Origin of the sequence: Bradyrhizobium mercantei (assembly GCF_001982635.1) — a bacterium.
Classification (GTDB): Bacteria; Pseudomonadota; Alphaproteobacteria; order Rhizobiales; family Xanthobacteraceae; genus Bradyrhizobium; species Bradyrhizobium mercantei.
In genome coordinates this window covers 48479-69543 of sequence record NZ_MKFI01000010.1, presented here as the reverse complement: position 1 = coordinate 69543, position 21065 = coordinate 48479, and the positions used below count along the sequence as shown (strand labels likewise).

The window sequence follows — 21065 nt, the reverse complement described above, 5'->3', positions numbered from 1 at the left end:
AAAATCAGGTTGCTGGTCCGTGTTGCATTGGCTTCCGTCTCTGACGTACCGACCGGCGTGCCGAGACCGACGATGTCGCGGCCCGCAGCCCGCTCAGATCGGCACCCGAAATGTTGATCGCATAGCCGTTGGCATAGATCGAGCGGCCGGCCAGCAGTTCGAGCTGTCCGATCGGCGACGGCGCCAGCGTGAGCGGAGGCGGCGGGATGGTCGGCACAGTGTCGTAGCCGCCATAGTAGATGCTGCCGCTGGCGGCGAGCGCGGTCAGCGTCGGTGGATAGATGAAGGCTCGATCGGTGGCCGCATCAATGGTGCCGGCCGAAAGGATGTTCTGCGTTGTCGGAACGAGATTGCCGCCGGCGGAAGCCAGGTTGATCGCTGTCTCGTTACGCCACAGCGTGAACCAGGTGGTGCCACCGCCATCGTGCGCAACACCGTTGACCGAATAGCTCGTGGTGTTCTGCTGCGTCACCCGCCCCGGATCGGCCGCGCCGGCCAGCACCAGATCGCCTCGCGCCGACAAATCGACCACGGCATCGCCCGGGATCACCAGCGGGCCGCCGAAGCCGATGCCCTTGTTGGCGGTCGACGGATCCGGCCAGCGCGGATCGGCGGCAAGCTTCGCGCCATACGTCAGGCTGACGCCACCAATCGTGCCCGCCTGCAGATCGATCAGGCCGCGCAGGTTGGTCAGCACACCGCTGGTTTCACTCGTGACCTTCGTGGTGATCAGCGTCGGCTCCAGCGGGTTGAGCCGACCTCCGATTTTGACCTGCATGTCGCCGCCACCGGTCAGGATCAGCTGCCCGTTCGGCGTGATGCGCCCGGTCGAGCCGACCGTGATGTTCAGCGCAGTCGAGCTCGTGACATTGTTGGTGCTGCTCTGCGTCGCCAGAACGCCGGCATCGCCGTCGGCCTGCACGGTGACGTTGCCGCCGCCAAGCGTGCCGAAGCCGGTGAAGCCGACAAGGGCCAGCGGGGTGTTATCCGGATCGCGCGGCTGCGGAAGTGCGACGGTGCCGAAATTGATCCACCACGCGGTCTGCTGGCCGCTGATGTTGCCGCCCTGACGCCAGAGCCAGTTGCCGGGATTGCCGTCCTGCACACCCATCGGGTTGCTCGACATGCCGGTCAAATTGCCCTGCGCCGCCACCAGCAGATTGCCGCCGCCTTCGGGATACCAGGCGTGATAGACACTGCTGGCCTGGCCGTTGACCAGTCCCTCATACGAGGCGCCGGTGTTTCCGAGGACAGGTGTGCCCAACGGCCGGCCGCGCGGCAGGTCGTATGGATTCGAGCCATCCGCCGCCAGGATTGCCGGCGACTGTGTGCCGGCCGTGTAGATGCCGAACGATGTGCGGACCTTCAGGTCGGAGCCGCTCAGCAGTTCGAGATCGCCGGTCCCCGTGCGCACCACGCTCGGCACCAGGAACTGCGTCTGGGCGGTAACGCCGCCGGGATTCCACACGCAGTAGTCGGGAAGGATGGAGCAGATGTCGGGATCACCCGCCTGCCCCGGCGTGCCGAATGGATTGGTGCCGTCGCCCGTATCCGACCAGACCCAGCCTGCGGGCTGGGTCGAAATGACGGCCATGACCGAAGAATCGGCGAGCACCAGGCTTCCCGCCTTGGCGCTGCGCGGCCGCAATGCGCGGCTGTCGGCGGCAGTCACGTCGGCGCCGGCGACGAGGCGCAACGACCATGATTGCGATCCCTCGGGCAGCATTGGCGCTGCGGCCCAGATCCCGCTCGGGGTCGGATCGTCACGCAGTTTCACGAAGCTCGCATCATCGGGCAACTTGACGACCGTCGCCGCCGGGATGATGGCGCCAACCGGCAGCGTGAGCGCACCGTTGAGCGTCATTCTGGCCGGCAGCGGCACATTCTTCGGCCAGACCATCGGACCGACGGCGATGTCCGAAGCAAACCGGGTGCCGGCGCCAAGGATCGTACCGGCGGGCAGCATGGTATCCTGCCGCAGCAGCGTGCCGCGCGTATAAATCACTGCGCCGGAGGCATCGAGCACATCCGCGCGCAGCACCGTGCCGGCAGGCAGTGTCAGCGCGCTTTGCAGCGGAGCGTTGGCGGGAAGGACCATGTTCGCCGCCAACGTGAATGCCTGCACCGGCAGGTCGTAGTTCAGCACGCCGGCGCTTGGGAACAGGGTGCCGTCGGCGATCACCACGCCGGCGCGCGGAATCACGACGTCACTTGCGTTCGGCTGGGTGCCCTTGACCAGAAGCCGCGCGACCTCCGGCGTCGTCTGGCCGTCGACGGCGAGCGGCAGCGGCGCCGCGCCGAAGCCGTCGCTGACATTGCCGAACACATTCAGGTTGCCGCCGGCGCGGATCACCAGGCGGCCGGGCTCGCCGGAGCCGTCGATGCCGGTCTTCGCGGTGTTCGGGTTGAGGCTGTCGTAGCGATAGCGCGACAGGTCGATATCGCCTGATATCGTCAGGTCGCCGTCCGGCGTCGCGCTCGTGATCTCCACGCCAGGGCGCAGATGGAATGCATCGGCATAGGCACGCAGGCCGCCGAGACGATTCTGCAGGTCAGTATTCGCCAGCGCCGCGGTGATGAACGCGGTGCTGGACGTATGCACGGTATCCATCAAATCCTGGTTGATGATGCCGTCGGCCGGCCGGTAGGTGCGGAAGCCATTGACCGCGATGCTGCGCGCGCCCGCGATCGTCACCGGACCTGCCGCATCGATCGCCACGTCATTGGCGCCGTCGCCGCTGCCACCCGCGCCACCGAGCCGCGGGGCGCTCAGCTCTATCGTGCCGCGCGCGACATTGTCCGCCGAGCGCACGTCGATCCGCGCGCCCGGCGTCAGGCTGAGCCGGCCCTGTGTCGTGGTCAATTCGACCACGGCCCGGTTCGGCGCATCAATCGGCTGGCCGTAGCTGTCGACGCGAAGCACCGTGCCATGTGCATCGAGAACGGAGCCAGCGCCGAGCGTCAAGCCGTCGCGCGCCGCAAGCCTGATGGTGCCGACCCGCTCACCGCTGGCGTCGATCCGGCCATTGACGGTCAGGCGGCCGCCGTCGACCGACAAGCTGATGCTGTTCGCCACCAGTTCGTCGCCGATGGCGAGATCGCCCTGCTTGATCTGGAAGTTGCGCGCGCCGGTCACGCCGGCGGCCGTGAGCCGCTGGTTCAGCCCGGTGAAATCGTCGATGGTCTGCGCGCGTACGTCGATGCTGCCGGCGAGGAACGGCACCATCGTGCCGCCGGCGTCATAATGCCCCGAGGTGCTGCCACGGAGCGAACCGGCCAGCACCACATGTCCGGCCGCGGCGTCGAGTGCGGTCACCGACAAGGATCCGGCGCGGTTGTTGACCGCCGAGACGTCGATGACGGATCCGGCCGCCTGCGTGATGTTGCCGTGGGTGCTTTCGAGCGTCACGTCGCCGCCCCAGCTGTAGCGCACCGCGTCGAGCAGGCCGACGGTACGCCCCGCGACATCGATCCGCGCAGCGTCACTCAAGACGATGTCGCCATCGGCAGAGACCGTCAGCTTGCCGCTCGGCAGCACGACGGCGCTCGATATCGCGACGGTGCCGCCGGTCAGGCCGATCTCGGCGCCGAACGCCGCCGCGCTCGTTGCCGCCGCAGCGCCGGTGCCGGTCACGTTGAGCGCACCGCCGGCGGTGATGCGATTGACGGAACCGGAATCGCCGGTGAGCACCGGCGTGATCAGATTGAGGTTGCCGCCGCTGTAGCTGTACCCCACGCCGGTCTGATAGGCGCCCTGGCTCTCATAGACCGACAATGAGTTGCCGTTGTTCGCGGTGATCCGGCTCTGCGCCGTGACATTGACTGTTGAGAAGCCGAGCGCCAGGCGGTCCAGCGTCACCTGGGTGTCCGGCCTGGATTTGCTGAGATAACCGAACACGACCTCATCGGCGACGATGTTGAGCGTGCCATGGCCGGTGCCGGCGCCACCCGCGATGACCGCACCCGGCGGCACACTCTGCGGCCCGTTTCTACCGGCGCGCACGGCACCGTCATTAATGCCGTTCCAGACAAGTTGTCCGGTGGTCAGCGTCGCGGCGTCACCGGCGGTGCCGAGTCCATAGATCGCCGGCGTGTTGAGCACCAGCGAACGCAGGCTGGACTGGCCGGTCACAGGGTCGATCGTCGACAGATTGAGCGAGCCGTAGAAATTGATCGAAGACTGCGCGGAAAGGATCAGGCTCTCCAGCTTGGGAGCGCCGGTCACGGCGTTGCCGGCGAGCAGACGTCCGAACACGTTCTGGTTCAGCACGAGCCCGTCGGGCAACACGCCGGCGGCGCGTGCCGCTGCGATCGCCGCCGCATCGCCGATGTTCACGTTCGGCATCGCGAGCGAGAGATAGCGCGCGCCGTAGCGCATGCCGTCGGCGATCGCCAGTGTTCCCTTCTGGACGCCGAAGGCAAGCGTGCCTTCCGTCGCGATGGTAGCGGCGCCGACCGTGATGCCGCCGGCAACATCACCACCGGTCGCAAACTGCGGCATGTCGACCCAGCCATTCGAGACGACGATGCTGTTCTGGCCGACGCTATAGGCGAAGCCGTCGCTCGACGGCATCACCGTCGCAGCACCGGCGCCGATGGTGTCGATGCGAGCGCCGTCCTCGATCCGAATGCCGCCGGCGCCGGCCGTGATGAACACCTCAGGGGCGTGCAGGACCGCGTCGCCGCGCACCAGCACCGTGGTGGCGAAACCGTAGGTCCCCACGTAGCCAAGGTCGAGATAGAGCCGCTGGCCGCCGCCGAGCGAAATCCTGGCGGCGCCGATCGCATCGAGATCGGCCGCGCGCAGCGAGGCGAAGCCGGCTGTCGGCGTCGAGTTGGCGCCGAGAATCTCCAGACGCGAAAATTGATCGGTGTCGACGCTGACTGTGCCGCCATAGCCGCCGCTGCCCGGCGTGAACAATGCCTGCCCAGCAAACGAAAACGATGGGCTGCCGCCCGACGGTTGCGCCGCCAGAATAAGCTGCAGCGTGGCGGCATCGGCAGGCAGGCTCGGCCGCGGCTGTCCGGTGCGCGCGGCGGTTGCCAGCATGAAGCTCGTATAGTCCTGCTCGTTGTACTGCGAATAGCTGCGCACCGTGGCGCCCGGCGTGATCACGGCCAGATTGGGCTGGCTGCCATGGATCGAGGTGTTGGCGACGCTGCCATAGGCCGTCGTCACATAGGAGCCGTTCGGCAACGCGACCGCGCTGCCTCCGGGCTGGGTCGACGCGCCGAGCTCGACGCGGAATGCGCCGGGCAGCAGCGCATACGAGGCCGGCATCAGCGTGTATGTCCCCGCCGCAAGGCCGGGCACCCCGCCTCCGATTGTAATGCGCTGTCCGATGGAAGGCGCCGCCCCCTGGCTTGCCGGCACGATCGGCGCATAGTCCGCGCTCGCGCTCGGAACGATCGCATATACCTGGTTCTTGGAGCTACTGTAGCTGTTGCCCGGATTGGCTGCGGCGAGCGGATTGAGCAGCGCATCGACCGAGCCGCCACGGCCGCTGATGAAGCCGGCGCCGAGCAGCTGACCGCCGCCGGAGAGATCGAGCAGCGCACCGCTGGCCACCGTCACCGCGGGGCCAGACAGGCTGATGCCACCCACGACCTGGCCATACCCGTCGACGCCATTCAGCGCCTGCGTCACTGCGGTTCCGTTGTAATTGTAGACGATGCCGTCGACGGTGCCGCCATACGGCATCGCGAGCCCCGCGGCGCTCACCGACGTGATGCTGCCGGGCAGCAGGTCGAGCTGCTCGACGCCGACCAGCTTCTTTGCGTCCAATGCCGGGCCGCCGAGAACAATCGTTCCGAGCGGCGCACGCACGATGCCGCCCTGCTCGATCGTCTTGCCGTAGACCGTGAGCCGGCTGAACACCGAGAACGGCAGCGCCGGCGCATCTGACGTGGTGCGGCCGAACCGCACGAGCTCGCTCGCCGCGAGGAACACCTTGGCATTGCTGACCGGATAGATCTGCGCGGCGTCGAGCTCGAGCGTACGGGAGCCGTAGGTGTTGCCGGTGACCCGGATGTCGCCTCGGCTCACCACGCGGACCTGATCGATGCCGGCGATGCTGGTCAGCACCGGTGTCGAGCCGTCCGCCTGCGTGAGCGCCCTGTTGAGCGGCTCGAAAGAGCCGGCGAGATCGACGAGATCGGCATTCACCGTCAGCTGCGCGGTGCCCGTCTTGGCCGGCTGAGTGCTCGGCACCGTACCGAAGCCGGGTTGCCTGTCGCCGGTGACGCTGCCCGGACGGGGCTCGAACGCCCCTTCGCCCGGCGAGAACGAGACGCTTCCGAATGAGACGTAGGGCGCGGCGAGGCCGATCCGTTCGTTGCCTCCCTTGGCGACGAGATTGCCGTAAATCCTGAGGCTCTGCGGCAACGCGAGCTGGACGTCGCAGTCGAATGCGATGGTCTCCGAGTAGAGGCGAAGGTTGGCGAAGCCGCCGTCCGCGACCTGGTCGGCGCCGATACGGCCGTGCCCGAACTGCAGGGCCGGGTCACGCGCACCCCACACCAGATCCGGCGCTAGGCCGCTTGCGCCCGCCTGCTCCGCGACCTCCAGGATACGGAACTTGCGCACCTCGTTCGGAGCCGGCCGACCGAGCGGATTGGCGTAGCTCGGGGTCACCAGGGCCAGCGACAGCGTGCCGCCGGCAGCACCTTCGCCGCCGGCGCGTGCCGTCATGGTGCCATCAAGATAGAAGCCGCTCAACGCACTGATGGCGATGCTGCCGCCTGCGCCTGCGAGCGTGACCGGATGCACGGAGTTCGAACCGGACCCGGCATCGACCACATCGATGACCGCACTGGCGCCGGAGGCGTCGAGACGCGCGCCGGGCCGCAGGATGACAAAGCCGTTGCCGGCCGGTGCGACCGCGCCGGGAGCCTCGCTGTCGTCGCCGAGCGTGATGCTGCCACCGGCGTCCGCGAAGCCATAGCGCCGACCGGAGCGATCGATCGCCACGGCGCTTTGCCCCGCGACGTCGAGCACGGCATTGTCGGCGAGCCAGATCGATCGCGCCCCGATATAGGGATCACCGGGACTGCCGTTCTGAAGGACATCGATCCGGCCGCCGGCAGCGGTCAGGCGGCCGTCGATATTGATCTGGCCCGGGCTTCGCAAGGCGATCGCATGTCCGGGATCAACCGTGATGGTCGCGTTGGTGCCAATCGCGATCATGCCTCTCGACTGATCGAGGTTCGACTGCAGCACGAGGTCGGCGCCGGCGCGGCGCGTCATGCGGCCGTTGACCGGGTCCTCCAGGTTGACCGGCGGAAGCCAGAGCTGCAGGGCCGAAGTCGGATCGGACCCCGTTGGCGCCGTGAAGGCCGCCGTGCCGAAGCGATACACCGGCACGGTGACATCGATCGCGGCGTGATCGACCACCAGAAGCCCCTGATGACCATTGATGTCGTAGCTCGAGAATCCGGTCTGGAAGAGACCGGTGCCGAGCTCGGTCAGCGCGGCGACCGCAAAGGCGCGAGAGGCGACGGTGCCGGCCGGGATCGTCGTGCCGACGGCGAAGCGCAGCTGAACCGGCGCAATGTCGCCGGCTGCGAAGGTGATTTGGGTCGCCGCAAGCGGGATGCCGTTCGGAAACTCGCCGGCCGTGAAGGTGAAGCCCGCCGGGAGCTTGGCCTGGTCTCCGGGAAATATCCTGGTGCCCGGCGCGATACGCGTGCCACCGGCATAGGGCATATAATTGACATCGTAATAGATCGTACCGGCCGGAACGGTCCAGCCGCTCGGCCCCACCGTCAGCGGGTTTTCCCTGCTCGCGTTCATCTTCACGGCGACCGCGGCGAAGTCTCCTGGTGCGAGACTGGTAATGGTCTCGTTGTAATCGAACGGAACGCGTCCGCCGGCCGGGATGATGATCTGTTCCGCGAGCAGCAGCGGGACCGGCGCCTTCTCGCCGGCCCCCAGCACGCCATCGGTCGCCAGGGCCTTGCCCCCGATCACGATCGCCGGGCCGCTGCCGATCACGAGCTTGCCGCCACCGTTCACCCCGTAGCCGTCGATCTGCCCGTCGAGGACCAGCCGTCCACCCGCGGTGGGACCGCCAACCGAACGATCGTCCGCAACCAGGGTGACATCGCCGCCCTTGCCGCCTCGCGTCTTGCCGTTCAGCGGAACCGCGGCGCCGGACGACACGTCGATGCTGCTGCCGCTTGCCAGCGTGACGCCCTGCGTCGAATTGAAGCTGACACTGCCTCCGTTGACGAAAGCGAGCCCGGAGAGATCGTCCGGCGAACTGAGCGCGTTGGTCCACAATCCGCGCACATCGATGGTCGCGCCGGCATGCAGGTTCAACTGGGCGAGCCCGTCGGGCGTCGTCAGGACGATCGGCGTCAGTGCGGCTGCATCCGGCCTGAGAATATTGGTCACGCTGACGCTGCCGGAGCGCGCGGTGACATCGGCCTTGATATCGACGACAGGTGCGATGAGCTCGACCTGCGCACCGCGCGCAAAGGTCAGCGGTGCTTCGGTCGAGATCGAGCGTTTCGCGGCGACGCTCAGCCCGCCCAGTCCGGACGCGTTGATCGTCGCGGCATCGAACCAGCCGGTATTGACCCGATCGAGCGGAATCGCTGCGGCCGGATCGAGCCCTGCCGAGATCGACGCTAAGTTGCCGAACTTGACGTCCGTCGTGGCCGCGTTGACCAGCCCGCGCGCGTCATAGAGTCCGAGCTGCAGCGCACCGGCCAGCGGCGCCGTGTTCTGCGTCAACTTGTAGCCATCGGTGACGTTGGCAGGACGCGCGGCAATTTGCCGTTGCCCATCGACCACGTCGGCAAGAATAGCGCCCTCGAATACCGAGGTCGGCGTTGACAAGGTCAGGCGGCCGGCGTCCCGGCCGATCGTGTAGCCATCCTCCCAGCGCATGTTCGATCTGCCGAACGGGCTGAGATAGACCTCGACGACGTTCCAGTGCTTGTGATTGACCACGAAGCCGCTCGCAACCGTCGCATAGGTCAGGTCGGACGGCGCGTCGTTGATGTTGTAGCTGCGGCCGTCACGGCCGAGCAGATAGGTCTGCGGCAGGTATCCGCCCTGGTACTGCACCGACCCACCGGATACATTGAAGATCGACCCCTGCTGGGCAACCACCTCCGGTGCGGACAGTGTGACGTCACCGCCGACCGCGGCCCACTCGCCGATCTTGTGGCCGGAGTTGTTGAGATAGCCACCGACTTCGAGCAGACCGCCTGCGGTATAGTAGCGATCGGATGCGTAGCCGCCGGTGCCGGCGGGCACCAAGGTGAGATCACGGGCATCGATCCAGACATTCTTGTTGATCAGCGCCCCGCCGTCGCGGTTCTGCGGCGAGTCACGCAGCTCGTTGCCCTGGATGTTGACCTTGATGGCGTTGGCCGACATCGGAAGCAGCACGTCGCGGACACCCGACACATCGATGACGGCGCCGGTCTCGGCGAACACCCGCTTGCCGGCCGAGACCGCCACCTGACCGCCAGGCGCCAGCGTCAGCGACCCGTTCTGGAAATCGACCAGGCCGCCGGTCACGATCTCGACCCGAGACCGATCCTCACGATCCGCAAGGCGGGACAGGTTGTCGAACTGGCCGAGATTCTGTGTGGCGCGGACCGCGTTTTGCGTCGCCGAGTCGGCAATCAGCGCGTCACGCTGCGAGTTGAGCGCAGTCTCCGCGGAGTCGAGCTCGGGCAGGATCGTGGTGAGGCTGCCCGCGGCGAGCGTCACTGTACCGCCGGCATCCGAGGTGGAGTTCAACAAATGGATCGTGCCGCGCTGATTGACCGAGGTGGTCGACACCAGAACGCCGTTCTGGGTGATCGCATGCCCGGCGAGCGTGATGTCGCCCTGCTGGGCGAGAATCAGCCCGGTATTGCCGACCGCACCACTTGCGCTTCCTGCACGGATGATCGGCGCCACTTCGCTGCCGCGGGTGGTGGAGACCTGGTTGGCGGTGGTGCCGAGACCGGGCCGCAGGATGAAGTCATCACCCGCCGCCAGCAGCGCCTGGCCTTTCGGCGTCGTGATCGATCCGGCGTTATCGACCGCGCTGCCAAGCAGCGCCACGAAGCCGCCGCCCGATGTGACCGAGGTCGGCGCGCTGGTGGTGATCAATGCACCGGCTTCCACCACGATCTTGCCGCCGGCGCCACTGAAGCTCGGCAGATAGTTCGAACCACTCTGGGTCGAATAGATTCCGTTGGCGAGGAATTTCTGATCGGTGATCCCTGCGGTCGATGCGACCATTGAGCCGACATTGATCTGGCTTGCGCCGCCGAAGATGATGCCGCTCTGATTGATGACGAGCACCTGTCCCGGCGCGTTGACGCGCCCGAGGATCTGGCTTGGTCCGGCATTGCCGACCACGCGGTTGAACGCGGTCCAGCTATTGGCCTGCTGGTTGAAGTTGACGGTGGTCTGACTGCCGACGTTGAAGGTCTGCCAGTTCAGGAGGGCCTGCGGTGCGGTTTGATTGATGGTGACCGTGGTCTGGCCGCCGCTTGCCGACTGAACCGGCAGATCAGCGCCCTTCCACAGGCTGGAGCCCGGCACCGCCCCCGGCGCGACCTGAAGCCCGCCCGCCGCAAGCCCGTTTGGTACCACCACCTGGGGCAGCGAGCTCGAGCGCTGCACAGAAGCCGCGGCACCACGGGCAGCCGCCTGTGCGGCCTGCAAGGCCTGGATCGCCTGCGTCGCCCGTGTCAGCGCGCCCTGACTCTGCTTTGCAGCCTCAGTCGCCTGCTGGGCCGCAGCAGTCGCGGCATCGCTGGCGATGGCCGGTGCCGACATCGCGCCGCCGCCGGCGCCGCTGCCAAACGGCCGTGCCGCCGCACCGCCAATGCCGGCCAGCATCAATGCAAGCACGCTGGTTCCGGCCAGCAATGCGCGCCTCTGTCCCTGCCCGACGAAAATCGAGCGCGAGGACACCGTGACGGACCTGCGGCGCGCACGGCTCCGGGCGGATTGACGATGGGGCATTCCTGGTCCTCTCGGCGATATCGATTTTTCCGATCCACCGCGAAGACGGATGCCGATCATGGAATCTACCGGCCCGGTGCGAATATTTTTTGTGCGACAATGATGTGAAAATTCGCGCCGGGATTTCAGCCGACCAGCACGACACCACCCGGTAGCGATCGGATCCGGATCCCCATCGCCTTCGATATGAAATCGACGACGTCCTCGATCCGATCGATGCGGAAATTTGCGACCACCTGGCGTCGACCGAGCATCGTATCGAGCAGGATCACGCGACCGGACCGATAGCGATTGACCTCGTCAATCACCTGGGCCAGGGGAACGCGCCGGAACACCAGCAGGCCATGCTGCCAGGCAACGACCGTGTCGGGGTCGATGGACGTGACGTCTCCTGCACCCTGCGGCCCGTAGGCGACATGCTGTCCCGCTCGGATCGCAATCTCCTTGCCCTGGCAGCTCACCGTCACCGTCCCGCCAACGCAACTGACGCCCACCGAAGCGCCGTCCTTGCGAATGTTGAACGATGCCTCGCGCGAAGCGACACGGCCGTTGCCGGCGATCATCACCAGTTCACGATCCGCGCCGCCATGGGTGGACACGGCGGCTTCTCCGGCGATCAGTTCGACCCGGACGCCGCCGTCAGCGAGCGCCTGTCGATCAAGGCTGGTACGCGTGTTGAGCTCGATCGCGGCGAGCTTCTCAATCTCGATCTGCCGCCGCTCGCCTGTCCTGGTCCTGTAATCGGCAGCGAGCTCTGCGACAGATGGCCACAATTCGAGTGGCGGCCGGAGCACCAGTGCGCCCGCGGCCGATGCGGCAAGCGCCGCTCCGCCGACCAGAAAGCCGCGCCGGGCGAATTGCCGCTCTGAATGCAACGCTGACACTGAAGCGGCCCGGTCGGCCTCGGCCTTGCGGGCGGCATCGCCGAGAACATTCCAGAACAGGGCTGCCTTGGCGAATTCCGCGGCATGCGCCGGGCTGCTGGTCTTCCACCGATCAAGCGCCTCCGCGTCGGCGGACGTGGCCTCGCCACTGTTCAACCGGCGCAGCCAGTCGAGCGCTTCCGTCCGCAGCTCTGCCGGATCTCGGTCAGGCGTCGTCATGGTTCAATCCGTCTCAAAACAATGGCCTCATGTCCTAGACGGTCCCTGGCCGCCGGTTCCTCCCGCGGCATTTGCTTTTTCCCAGATCTTGCCGAGATGCTCGAGCGCGATGGCCAACTCGCGATCGACCACCCGCACCGTGACGCCCAGGCGGGCGGCAATCATCTTGTATGGCAGGCCCTCCAGGCGTGCGGCGACGAAAATCGCGCGCCGGCGCTCCGGCATGGCATTGATGGCTTGCGCAAGGGCGGCGAGTTCGAGCCGCGCTTCGGTGATGCGCGCCGGATCGAGATCATCCTGCGCCCGCTGATGAATGGCCTCGACATCGGCCGCCGCGAGCCGCGAGCGATCCGAGCGCCGGCGGTCGGCGGCGATATTAAGCGCGACGCGGTAAAGATAGGACCTTGGATTCTTGACCACGGTTGCGGCCGTACCGGCGTCGGCACGCTGAAGCCGCAGCCATACCTCATGGAGAACCTCGGTCGCGAAATCGAACGAACCGAAGCGCCGGCCAAGCCGTTCCTTCAAGCCGTGATAGTCGTCGACCAGAAGCCGGCGCAGCGCCAGGAACAGCTCGCTCATCTCCGGGTCTCGCGCCCGCGGCCGGACGGCGATGGCTGCGAACAGTATCCCGCCGTTTTTCCTCGAGGCGTCACCAGCAAGGTGACCGGCTGCGGGAGATCGCCGGGCGGCGATGCTCCGATCGCCAACCCGCGAATACTCGCCAGCAGCAGGGCATCGCGACGATCGTCACCGGACGAGGTCACCAATTCCACGCGATCCGTCGTGCCTGACGGTCCGATCCACAGCTGCGCCAGCATGCGATATGATCCTGGCTCGGTCTCCCGATCACGACACAATGCGGCGCGCAGCGCACCCTGCACCGATGCCGAAAACGTGTTGAAACGACGCACCGATGGCGAAACCTCGGCGGCGCCGGCCGGTGGCTCATCCGCCACGAGAGTAAAGCCCTGCTCGCCGATCATGCGCGCAGCAAGACCGGTGCCCGAAAGCAATTGCTGGAGTGCAGCCTCGGGCGTGAAGACTCCCCTCAGCCGGTTGACGCGCCGTCCGTCGGTGAGACCGGGATCGAACAAAAGCTGAATGCGCGTGATCGCGCCGTATGTGCTGAGCGCGGTATCGAGCGGCTGGGACGGAATATCGAATTCGACGACCGCTTCAGCCGTCAATGCCACCTGCGGAGTACCGGCAGCGACCAGCGCCGCTAAGCCGATCACCGTTCGCATCCCCCAGAAACGAAGCGCCCGCCCCGCCTGCGGGAAACGCAACACCATTGCCATCTTTCGCGGAATCCAAGGACAGGATTCGGCGAGCTAGGTAGCGTCAGCTTGTGACAGCGAGACGACAGTCACTGAAAGGGCGAAGACGTCGAGGCCCCCCCAATGGCGCTCGGCGCCTAGCCCAGGATAGCCCACCCGTGCGGTGGCAGCGTGAGCGCGGTCTTTGCGCCTGCCCTGCGCAGCGCAACTGATCCCGCGAGCCTGTCGACGGCGGCGTCGATGGTACGTGCCACCGCTGCATCGGCCAGGTTCAGCGCAACCCATAGCCGATTGCCGTTGTCGAAGGCCTCGAAGACAAGGTCCGTATTGCGGAGCTCGATCATCCGGGACTTGGCCCGATGCAGCCATGGATGCCTCCGCCGCAGTCCGATCAGTTCCTGATGTAGCCGGTAGACCCGCCAGCCGAACGATGCCAGTTCAGCTGGTGCCACCGGAAAGGCCGGACGGATCGCGTCGTCGCCTCCTGCGCGGCGCTCCTTGATTCCACGGAACGCCTGTTCATCGCCCGCATAGATCGAGGGCGTGCCGCCGCAGGTCATGAGAATGACCAGCGCGTGCGGGATATGCCGTTCGTCCAGGAGCTGACTCGCGATCCGCGTGACGTCGTGATTGCCGATGAATGTCTGCGGCACGAACCGATCGATCATCGCATTGTGCCGCGCGAGGGCCCATGCGAGCTCATGCAAGTTGCGATCGTTCAGGGCGCTCCAGATCGCCTTCCAAAGCTCGTATTGCGTGACGGCATCCACGCCGGTCTCGTCGACGAAGCCGGCATAGTCGCCGTGGATCACCTCGCCGAAGACGTATGCGTCGGGATGCTGCGCGCGAACCGCAGGCAGGACGCGCTGCCAGAATTGCCGCGGCACGGCATAGGCCGCGTCGAGGCGCCAGCCATCGGCGCCGCGATCTAGCCAGTGATTCATCACCCGGATGACATAGTCGACGACCGCGGGCTCGTGATGGTTGAGTGTCACAAGCTGGTGGTGACCTTCGAAGACCGCGCAATCAGGCTCCTTGCCGTCCGGCGGCCAGGTCAGGTGGAACCACGACGCATCCGATGATCGCGGACCGCCGGTGATGGCGCGCAGGAAGTGCGGCGAATCACGGCCGACATGGTTGAACACGCCATCAAGGATGATGCGCAGGCCACGGCGCCGGGCCGCTTCGACGAATGCATCGAAGTCCGCATCGTCCCCAAGCCGCCTGTCGATCAGGAAATGATCGATCGTATCGTAGCCATGGGTCGATGAGGCAAAGATCGGCCCCAGCAGGATACCGGATACCCCGAGTTCCACGGCGTAATCGAGCCACCGGACGAGGTGCTCAAGACGATGCGCGACGCCGGCACACGCGCCGGCCTCCCGTTCAGCGCCGACGAAGCCGAGCGGATACACATGCCACCAGACGGCGTGCTCGATCCAGTTGCTCACGCGCTCCTCCAACCCAGGTTCACTCTTCGAGCCGGTCGCCACCCCTGACGAAGTTCATGCCGATCGCGCCGAGGGTCAACAGCACGGCGATCGGGACGAGACCGACAGCCTGCGATTGAAAGCGCGCCGTCAGGATGCCGACCGGCATCGGAGCGATCCAGACCGTCGTGCTGGCGGTCAGGCCGAACAGCCCGAAATAGGCGCCGACGCGCATCGGCGGCACGATCTGCACGATCATGGCCCGCCCCGACGCGATCGAGGCCATCGCGAACGCCGTCATCAATCCCGACAGCAGCATGAAGGCGACCTCGGGCAGGGTTCGAAAAACCGGTCCGCTCCACAGCGGCTGTGCGCCGGGGTCATGCGGCCAGAAGAAGATCATCCTGTCCGGCGTCGTGCCGAGCACCATGGTCAGCAGCACGACCGTCATCGCTATCTGAACGATGATGGCGCGGCGCGTGCCAAGCCGCGCATTCAGGCTCGCCGCCAGCAACCGGCGATTTTCAGAACGGTCGGGTCCAACGCGTTCTGCGCCGCGACCTCGCCAGGCTCGGCGTCCAACTGATCGACGACGAGCGTGTCGTGGAAGTTCGCCGGGATGGAGCCATGACGGACGGCGGACGCCTCCTTCCATTCGATTACTGCGTATGGGCGGCCGGCATGCGTGCTCCGGCCATTGCACAACAAGCCGGTATCTCCTGCGACGAACGCGATCGTACCTTAGTTGGTGCCGACCTCCGCTCCATCTCGCATCCCTTTATTGTCGCGGCTGGCGATAGCGCCCGCCCGGTGGCGCCGACAACGGGAGCGCCTTACCGGCCATCAGCGCTCACGGCGGCGGTTTCGGGGGTCTACGCTGCGGAGCAGGTGATTGCGCGGACGCGCGGCGAGGAGATTCCACCGTTCAGCTATTCGACTTTCGCGCAGGCGGTCGCAGTAGGACGCTTTGCCGCTCTATTTCCGCTCGACGCCGACGACCATCAGGTCCTCTTCGTCCTTGGTGGTCGAATTGCGCATCGGTTGCGGCGAGTCCTGATTTGGCTCGTCTTGCATTTCATTACCCTGGAGCGCGCACTTCCGGGGGTCCAGTCCTGGCCCGGACGACGCCGTGTATCGCAAATGCAAGCCGATGAAGCGGTCCTGAAGGCATTAAAGGGCGATCTGAAATAACGAGCTTCGAAGTTCGCCTAACGCCGGAAGCGGCCAATCCTCCGATCTGCTCCGCTCTGCCGATGCAATTCGCGCCGGGGCTCTCCAGCCGCTGCCATCAGCAGTTAAACAATCGTGGAAGATCGCAGATCGGCGGACAGATTGCCGCGCTCGGTAGCGGGAGAGCGATACCGCTCATATCCACCCACTCAAAAGCCTCGCGTCGGGAACACATGGTAGCGGGGGTCCGCTACATCGCGAGACCCACTATTTTCGAAGCCCTGTTTTCCTACTGGAAAGCAGCCTAACTCGCAACTCGGACCCTTTGTAGCTCGTCAAAAGCCGCCGTTCATACGCTCTTTATCGGCGGCTCGAAAAGGTCTTGGCGTAGATCAGGACTGGCTGCGGGACGTCCCCAATGAAATGGAGATCGAGAACGGCGCGATCTGGGTCTTTGGCGTCGGAGAGGACGGTGTCCAGGCGTTCACCGACTTTGATATCGAAAATCTGATCGAACTCGAGCGCATGTACAAAGAAAGTCCCTGACTGCATAAGCGCTGGCCTCCCGAATAATTCAGTCAAGCCGGCGACCTACGCCGGGTGCGTACCTGCTGGCGCCTTGTGCTACCATCCCTCCGCCGACGTGCACTCTGACGCAATGGTACGCCCGTGAAACTCTACAAATGCAGGACAGAAGCCAAGCAGGTCGCCTGGGAGGTCGAGCATCTGAAGAGAGGGGGCTGGTCGGACAAGGCTACCTAACAGCCACGACTCTGCAACCAGCCTGATCCGCCGGCGCGCGTTATCCGCGGTCGTCGCCGGACGAATACCAGGCAACCAAGACGCTGCACAGGCGGCCGCGCGGGCCATATTCTCGTTCACAGAGGAGCGGGCCGGGCCATTGGTTTAACAAAGCGCCGCGCAACATCGGCTTCCTGCATCTTTCCTTGCAGGAATTTCTGGCCGCGCGACACCTCTTGCAGTTGACGGCGCAAGAGCGGGCTCAGGATTTCATCGGCCCCGCCGAATACAGGGAGCACAAGCGAAAGCGTTTCCGCCAAAGCGACAATCAGATCATTGCCGAGAACGACGCCTTCAGCTTAAGCGAAGCAGAAACACGTGCGTTGTACACGGACGCCTATGAGCGCAGCAGTTCACTCTATTACGCGAGCGAACCTACCTTCGAGGAAATATTGGCCGAAATCAGAAAGGGGATGAGTGAGCTATAGCTATGCCTTGCGCTCTCGCTATATCCACAACGTTCGCGAACTGCCTGACGCTGTTATGCTTGCCCATGCCGAGATCGATCGCTGCCCCGTATTGAGCTTTGATGGATTGGTACGCCTGACGCACCACGTAATCAGGGCCTTTATTGCCGGTGACACCAAAATAGAGCACGAACCGTGGGCCTATAGTCGCGAGCATGCTGGTGTCGTTCAGACACTGACGTCGTCTGGGCGCCACGGAAGTTTTTGCCTACCTAGTCTAGGACCCGCCCCCCCTGTTGTTTGCTGCGGGTGCACTTTGCGCATTCAGACAGCAGCCGTTGTTTTCGTACCGAACGTACCAACTTCATCACCACGACGTCCCATCACCATAGAACTCCAAATGGAGTTTCCCCGGCGATCCGCGTGCAGAACAGCTCTTCTTCGATTGATATCGTGAAAAGGCGCTCTGATAGAGACAATTGATATTTACAACCGCCAAAGTTTGATTACTCTCCGTCCTGCAGGGGACTAGGTCAATTGTGTACGCGCGTGTCTGGCACATCGTCGGACGCAGCAGCATTCTTTTGGCGTGCACGGCCAAGATACTAGAAATTCTTTTGTTGAATTGCCCGGCCGGTATGGGCGTCTTTTTAACCCACGATCTCTCGAGCGATTAATATGACGAGGTTCTCTCCGTTCCGTTTGATGCGGCTTTTTCGTTTCGTTGTGCCGGCGTGTCTGGTCGCAGCTTGCGTGGTCGTTCCGAAGATGGATGGAGCGGCAAATGTGTCGCTTGACGATGTCGCTTGGCGGGTCAAGTGCGACATTTGGAAGGTCGTTGCGCGCAAGATGCAAGAATTTCCGGTGGACAAGCGCCATCCCAATGCGAACCCTTATTCTTTCCTCAAAGGATGGGGAGCCAAGGTCCATATGACGTTGGCGGTCGATGATACCGGCTCGCTCAATCCCGGTGCGACCCTCATTGAGCCGCTCCCGACGTCGCAGTCGCGCAGTCTCGGCCTCGGTGCCGGGATCACGACCGAGGCCGTTTCGACAACGGACTATGAATTCTTCATGTCGTTCTCGGAGCTGGCTGATGAACTCGACAAGAAGTCGAGGGCCGGCCTTGTCGAAGGTTACTGCCAGGCGCCAAAAGGGCTGTTGCTGGAGAGCGACCTTCAACTTGACGATTTGTTCGATCGCGCTCTCGAGCCCGTGAAGTTTGGAACACTCAAGGTCGGTGCGCACCCGGGATTTGGCGGCAGTTCGCCACCTGCCACTCCTGTCGGCCAGGTGCCCGACTACAAAGCTCTTCAGCAGGTATTCGATCGGTTAAAAAGTCAGAAACCGAGCGGCAGTGTCGCGCTTAGCCCTGAGGATGTCAAAAGAATCCAGGAGAACTCGAGCGCGAAGGGCCTCGCGGTGCCATCGGACACGACATTGCAGCAACAGCACACCATCGATGACAACAAGCAGGCCGCCTTGCAGCAGGAGACCAAAGCGCAGACCTACATCAACAACATTGTAAAGCCAGTGACGGACGTGCTTGCGGCCAGCTACCCAGCTTGCGTCAAGGACGTCACACAGCTCAGAAACAAGGCGATCATCGAGGCTGCCATTGTCTCCAGCGAGAAGATCGAGGTCGATCGAGCCACCAATGATGGGGCCTCAACGTCGGCGTTGAAGATTTTGAACGACAAGATGGACCAATTGGAGAATGTGGTTCAGGACGTCATAGGTGAACTGAAGACCTGCCCAACAATGCGCGCCCCCAAGACACCGCCGCAGGTCTACGATCCACTTGATCTGATCTCGCAAACCATCAACTTCTACATCACCTCGACCGGAAGCGTCACTCCGATGTGGAAACTGACGCGGGTTACGGCACCGCTGGCCAACACCTTTGCCAGCGTGAGCCGGAAGGACACAAATACGCTGATCATCGCGTTTGGCCGGCCCGATCTGAGCAAGACAAATTCATCGGGTACGGCGATAAGCAACCAGATTCTCACGAGTACATTGAAGGATGCGTTGAGCACCCCACGCTGACACATCCGTCTGATCGTGTATGTGTCAGATAGCTGCTGCTTCTGACGCGATCGTAGCGGAGCCTGGCGTCATGGATCTGGAGCCTGTATTGGTTCAAATCATTTGCTCGGGTCGATTGCAACGCTGGCATGTGTCTGCGTGCGTTGCACTGACCGTACTTTGCATGCTCCTGGGCAGCCGGTCGCCGTTGGCAGCCGACGTCCCCAAGGTTTCATCGATACAGTCGCTCCACGGCACCGTCCGGTCTCTCGTCGTACTGGAAGGCTCTGGGCTGGAGAAAGCTCGGGTGATTTGGGATGCCGGGCTCCCGACTGAAAGGAAGCTTGCCCCATCTTTTCAGGGAGCCACCATGTTTTCGGTACCGCCAAACAGTGCGCCGGGGGGCCATCCGCTGGCCATTGAATCGAGCCAGGGTCGATCGGCGGTGCTGCGCTTTACTGTCGATAGCGACAAACCCAACGCCACGCCGCGTCTGGATCAGGTCACCCTCGCCAACGCGACGTTCGAGAAGGACGGAAACGTTCGAGTGAACCTCTACGTTCAAGGCGCAAACCTGGATGTCGGAGCCAAGGTTCTCATAGATGGCGCCGAAACAGATTCGAGCGCGCATAAAGCCATCAACAACAACCTGTTCGGCGCAAACCCGGCGACGCTGGGATATCCCATCCGGCACTATTTGTCCCATATTGTCTCGGAGATTTCTCGCCCGTGCGGGACGACCGTGAGCGTGAAGCTGACAAACGAGGCGGGCGAATCCAGTAACGAAATCCGTTACGCGTTGCCGACGGATGCCAAAACCATCAGCAGCGCCGGAGACGGCATTCCGGACGAGGCCAAACGCAACGGCTACGATAACGGGCATGGCCGCATCGATCTGAAGGCGCTGGGAGCTGATCCCTATCGGAAGATCATATTTGTGCAGGTCGATATGATGCCGCGGGCAACGAAGCCAATCCCGAAAATCGGAGGGTCGCCCGGCACGTTCGACGCCGTCAAGCAGATGTTTGCCAATGCGCCGATCATAAATCCGTACGGTGCAAACGGTATAGACCTCGTGATCGATGACTCAGGAACAGTGCCGGATTGGCGGTATCTCGATTTCGTTGATCAGGACGATCCTCGCACGGGCACGGGCAGCTTCTGGAAGATGAAGAACGATCGGCTGGATCCAAAGCGGGTTGGACTCTACCACTATGCTGTCTGGGGTCGCGAGCGCCTGGACAACGCGAGCGGCTATAGCGACGTTGATTTCAACGGGACCAAGGTCGGCGAGGCCTTCATGATAACCTTGGGGGATGCCCCCACCGCCTATCAGACTGTCCAATCGCAGGCAGAAACGTTTGCGCACGAACTGGGGCACGACCTGGGACAAAAGCACGGCGGGACCAACCATTCCCGCCACAAGCCCAACTATTGGAGCCTGATGTCATATACTTGGCAGCTTCGGACCAGCATTGACGACGATAGCCGGTCCAAATATCCAACCTGCACCCAGATATACTACGCTACCCCGGGAGCGGTTGAAACCAACGGAAAGCTGCCTAAGGTACGCAAGGCCCGGCTCGATTATTCAGAGGGTATGGGCCCGAGCCTTGTCGGCAACAACAAATCTCTGATCGAGAAGTCAGGTGTTTGCGGGCAACCGATCGATTGGAACAGAAATGGCAAGATCGACACCGCGCCGGTCAATGCGCAGGTCGATGATGACGATGGGATGGGTGCCCAGGTAGCCGACTTTGCCAATTGGTCAAATCTTGGCTTTTCCGGGCCGAAACTGGGCGGGAGTCATAGCCCATGAGATTCTGTTTTTGGACCGTTCTGGGGGCACTGGCCGTCTCTCTAAAGTC

At 64.1% G+C, this 21065-nt stretch carries 10 protein-coding genes and 1 pseudogene; 5 read left to right on the top strand and 6 right to left on the bottom strand.

Going from position 1 to position 21065, the window contains the following annotated elements; all coding sequences use genetic code 11:
- Window positions 1-4 precede the first annotated feature (4 nt).
- From BI327_RS36340 to BI327_RS36315, 6 genes are all read right to left on the bottom strand, one after another.
- Window positions 5-10882, bottom strand: a complete 10878-nt coding sequence (locus BI327_RS36340; RefSeq protein WP_076866184.1) for a filamentous hemagglutinin N-terminal domain-containing protein — start codon at window positions 10880-10882, stop codon at window positions 5-7.
- 221 nt (window positions 10883-11103) lie between these two features.
- On the bottom strand, window positions 11104-12081 hold the full coding sequence (locus BI327_RS36335; RefSeq protein WP_076866183.1) for a FecR family protein: 978 nt from the start codon (window positions 12079-12081) through the stop codon (window positions 11104-11106).
- A gap of 27 nt (window positions 12082-12108) precedes the next feature.
- A complete protein-coding gene (locus BI327_RS36330; RefSeq protein ID WP_076866182.1) occupies window positions 12109-12663 on the bottom strand; it encodes an RNA polymerase sigma factor in 555 nt (184 codons plus the stop codon).
- Entirely contained in the window at window positions 12660-13382 is a 723-nt protein-coding gene (locus tag BI327_RS36325) for an STN domain-containing protein (RefSeq protein ID WP_083742362.1), read from the bottom strand. Before BI327_RS36325 ends, BI327_RS36330 begins: the two co-directional genes overlap by 4 nt.
- A 116-nt stretch (window positions 13383-13498) precedes the next feature.
- Window positions 13499-14812 (bottom strand): alpha-amylase family glycosyl hydrolase, encoded by a 1314-nt coding sequence (locus BI327_RS36320; RefSeq protein ID WP_076866372.1) that lies wholly within the window; start codon window positions 14810-14812, stop codon window positions 13499-13501.
- Between the two features lie 19 nt (window positions 14813-14831).
- A complete protein-coding gene (locus tag BI327_RS36315; protein ID WP_076866180.1) occupies window positions 14832-15305 on the bottom strand; it encodes an MFS transporter in 474 nt (157 codons plus the stop codon).
- Window positions 15306-15337: 32 nt separating this feature from the next.
- Between BI327_RS36315 and BI327_RS36310 the strand changes: the two are divergent.
- The 5 genes and pseudogenes from BI327_RS36310 to BI327_RS36290 form a co-directional block, all read left to right on the top strand.
- Window positions 15338-15982, top strand: a pseudogene (locus BI327_RS36310) (FAD-dependent oxidoreductase); the annotation flags it as partial.
- 402 nt (window positions 15983-16384) lie between these two features.
- Window positions 16385-16507: a hypothetical protein gene (locus BI327_RS43630; protein WP_283807834.1), complete on the top strand. Its 123-nt coding sequence runs from the start codon at window positions 16385-16387 to the stop codon at window positions 16505-16507.
- A 401-nt stretch (window positions 16508-16908) separates the two neighbouring features.
- Entirely contained in the window at window positions 16909-17190 is a 282-nt protein-coding gene (locus BI327_RS36300) for a hypothetical protein (RefSeq protein ID WP_076866177.1), read from the top strand.
- A 657-nt stretch (window positions 17191-17847) separates the two neighbouring features.
- Entirely contained in the window at window positions 17848-19218 is a 1371-nt protein-coding gene (locus tag BI327_RS36295; protein ID WP_076866176.1) for a hypothetical protein, read from the top strand.
- Window positions 19219-19288: 70 nt separating this feature from the next.
- Complete coding sequence (locus BI327_RS36290; protein WP_143271768.1) at window positions 19289-21016, top strand: hypothetical protein; 1728 nt, start codon at window positions 19289-19291, stop codon at window positions 21014-21016.
- Window positions 21017-21065: the final 49 nt, after the last annotated feature.

Excerpts from the sequence above, each read along its gene's own strand:
- BI327_RS36335 (WP_076866183.1), bottom strand. The coding sequence starts at position 12,081 with ATGACGACGCCTGACCGAGATCCGGCAGAGCTGCGGACGGAAGCGCTC.
- BI327_RS36330 (WP_076866182.1), bottom strand. The coding sequence starts at position 12,663 with ATGAGCGAGCTGTTCCTGGCGCTGCGCCGGCTTCTGGTCGACGACTAT.
- BI327_RS36325 (WP_083742362.1), bottom strand. The coding sequence starts at position 13,382 with ATGGCAATGGTGTTGCGTTTCCCGCAGGCGGGGCGGGCGCTTCGTTTC.
- BI327_RS43630 (WP_283807834.1), top strand. The coding sequence starts at position 16,385 with ATGGAGATCGAGAACGGCGCGATCTGGGTCTTTGGCGTCGGAGAGGAC.
- BI327_RS36295 (WP_076866176.1), top strand. The coding sequence starts at position 17,848 with ATGACGAGGTTCTCTCCGTTCCGTTTGATGCGGCTTTTTCGTTTCGTT.
- BI327_RS36290 (WP_143271768.1), top strand. The coding sequence starts at position 19,289 with ATGGATCTGGAGCCTGTATTGGTTCAAATCATTTGCTCGGGTCGATTG.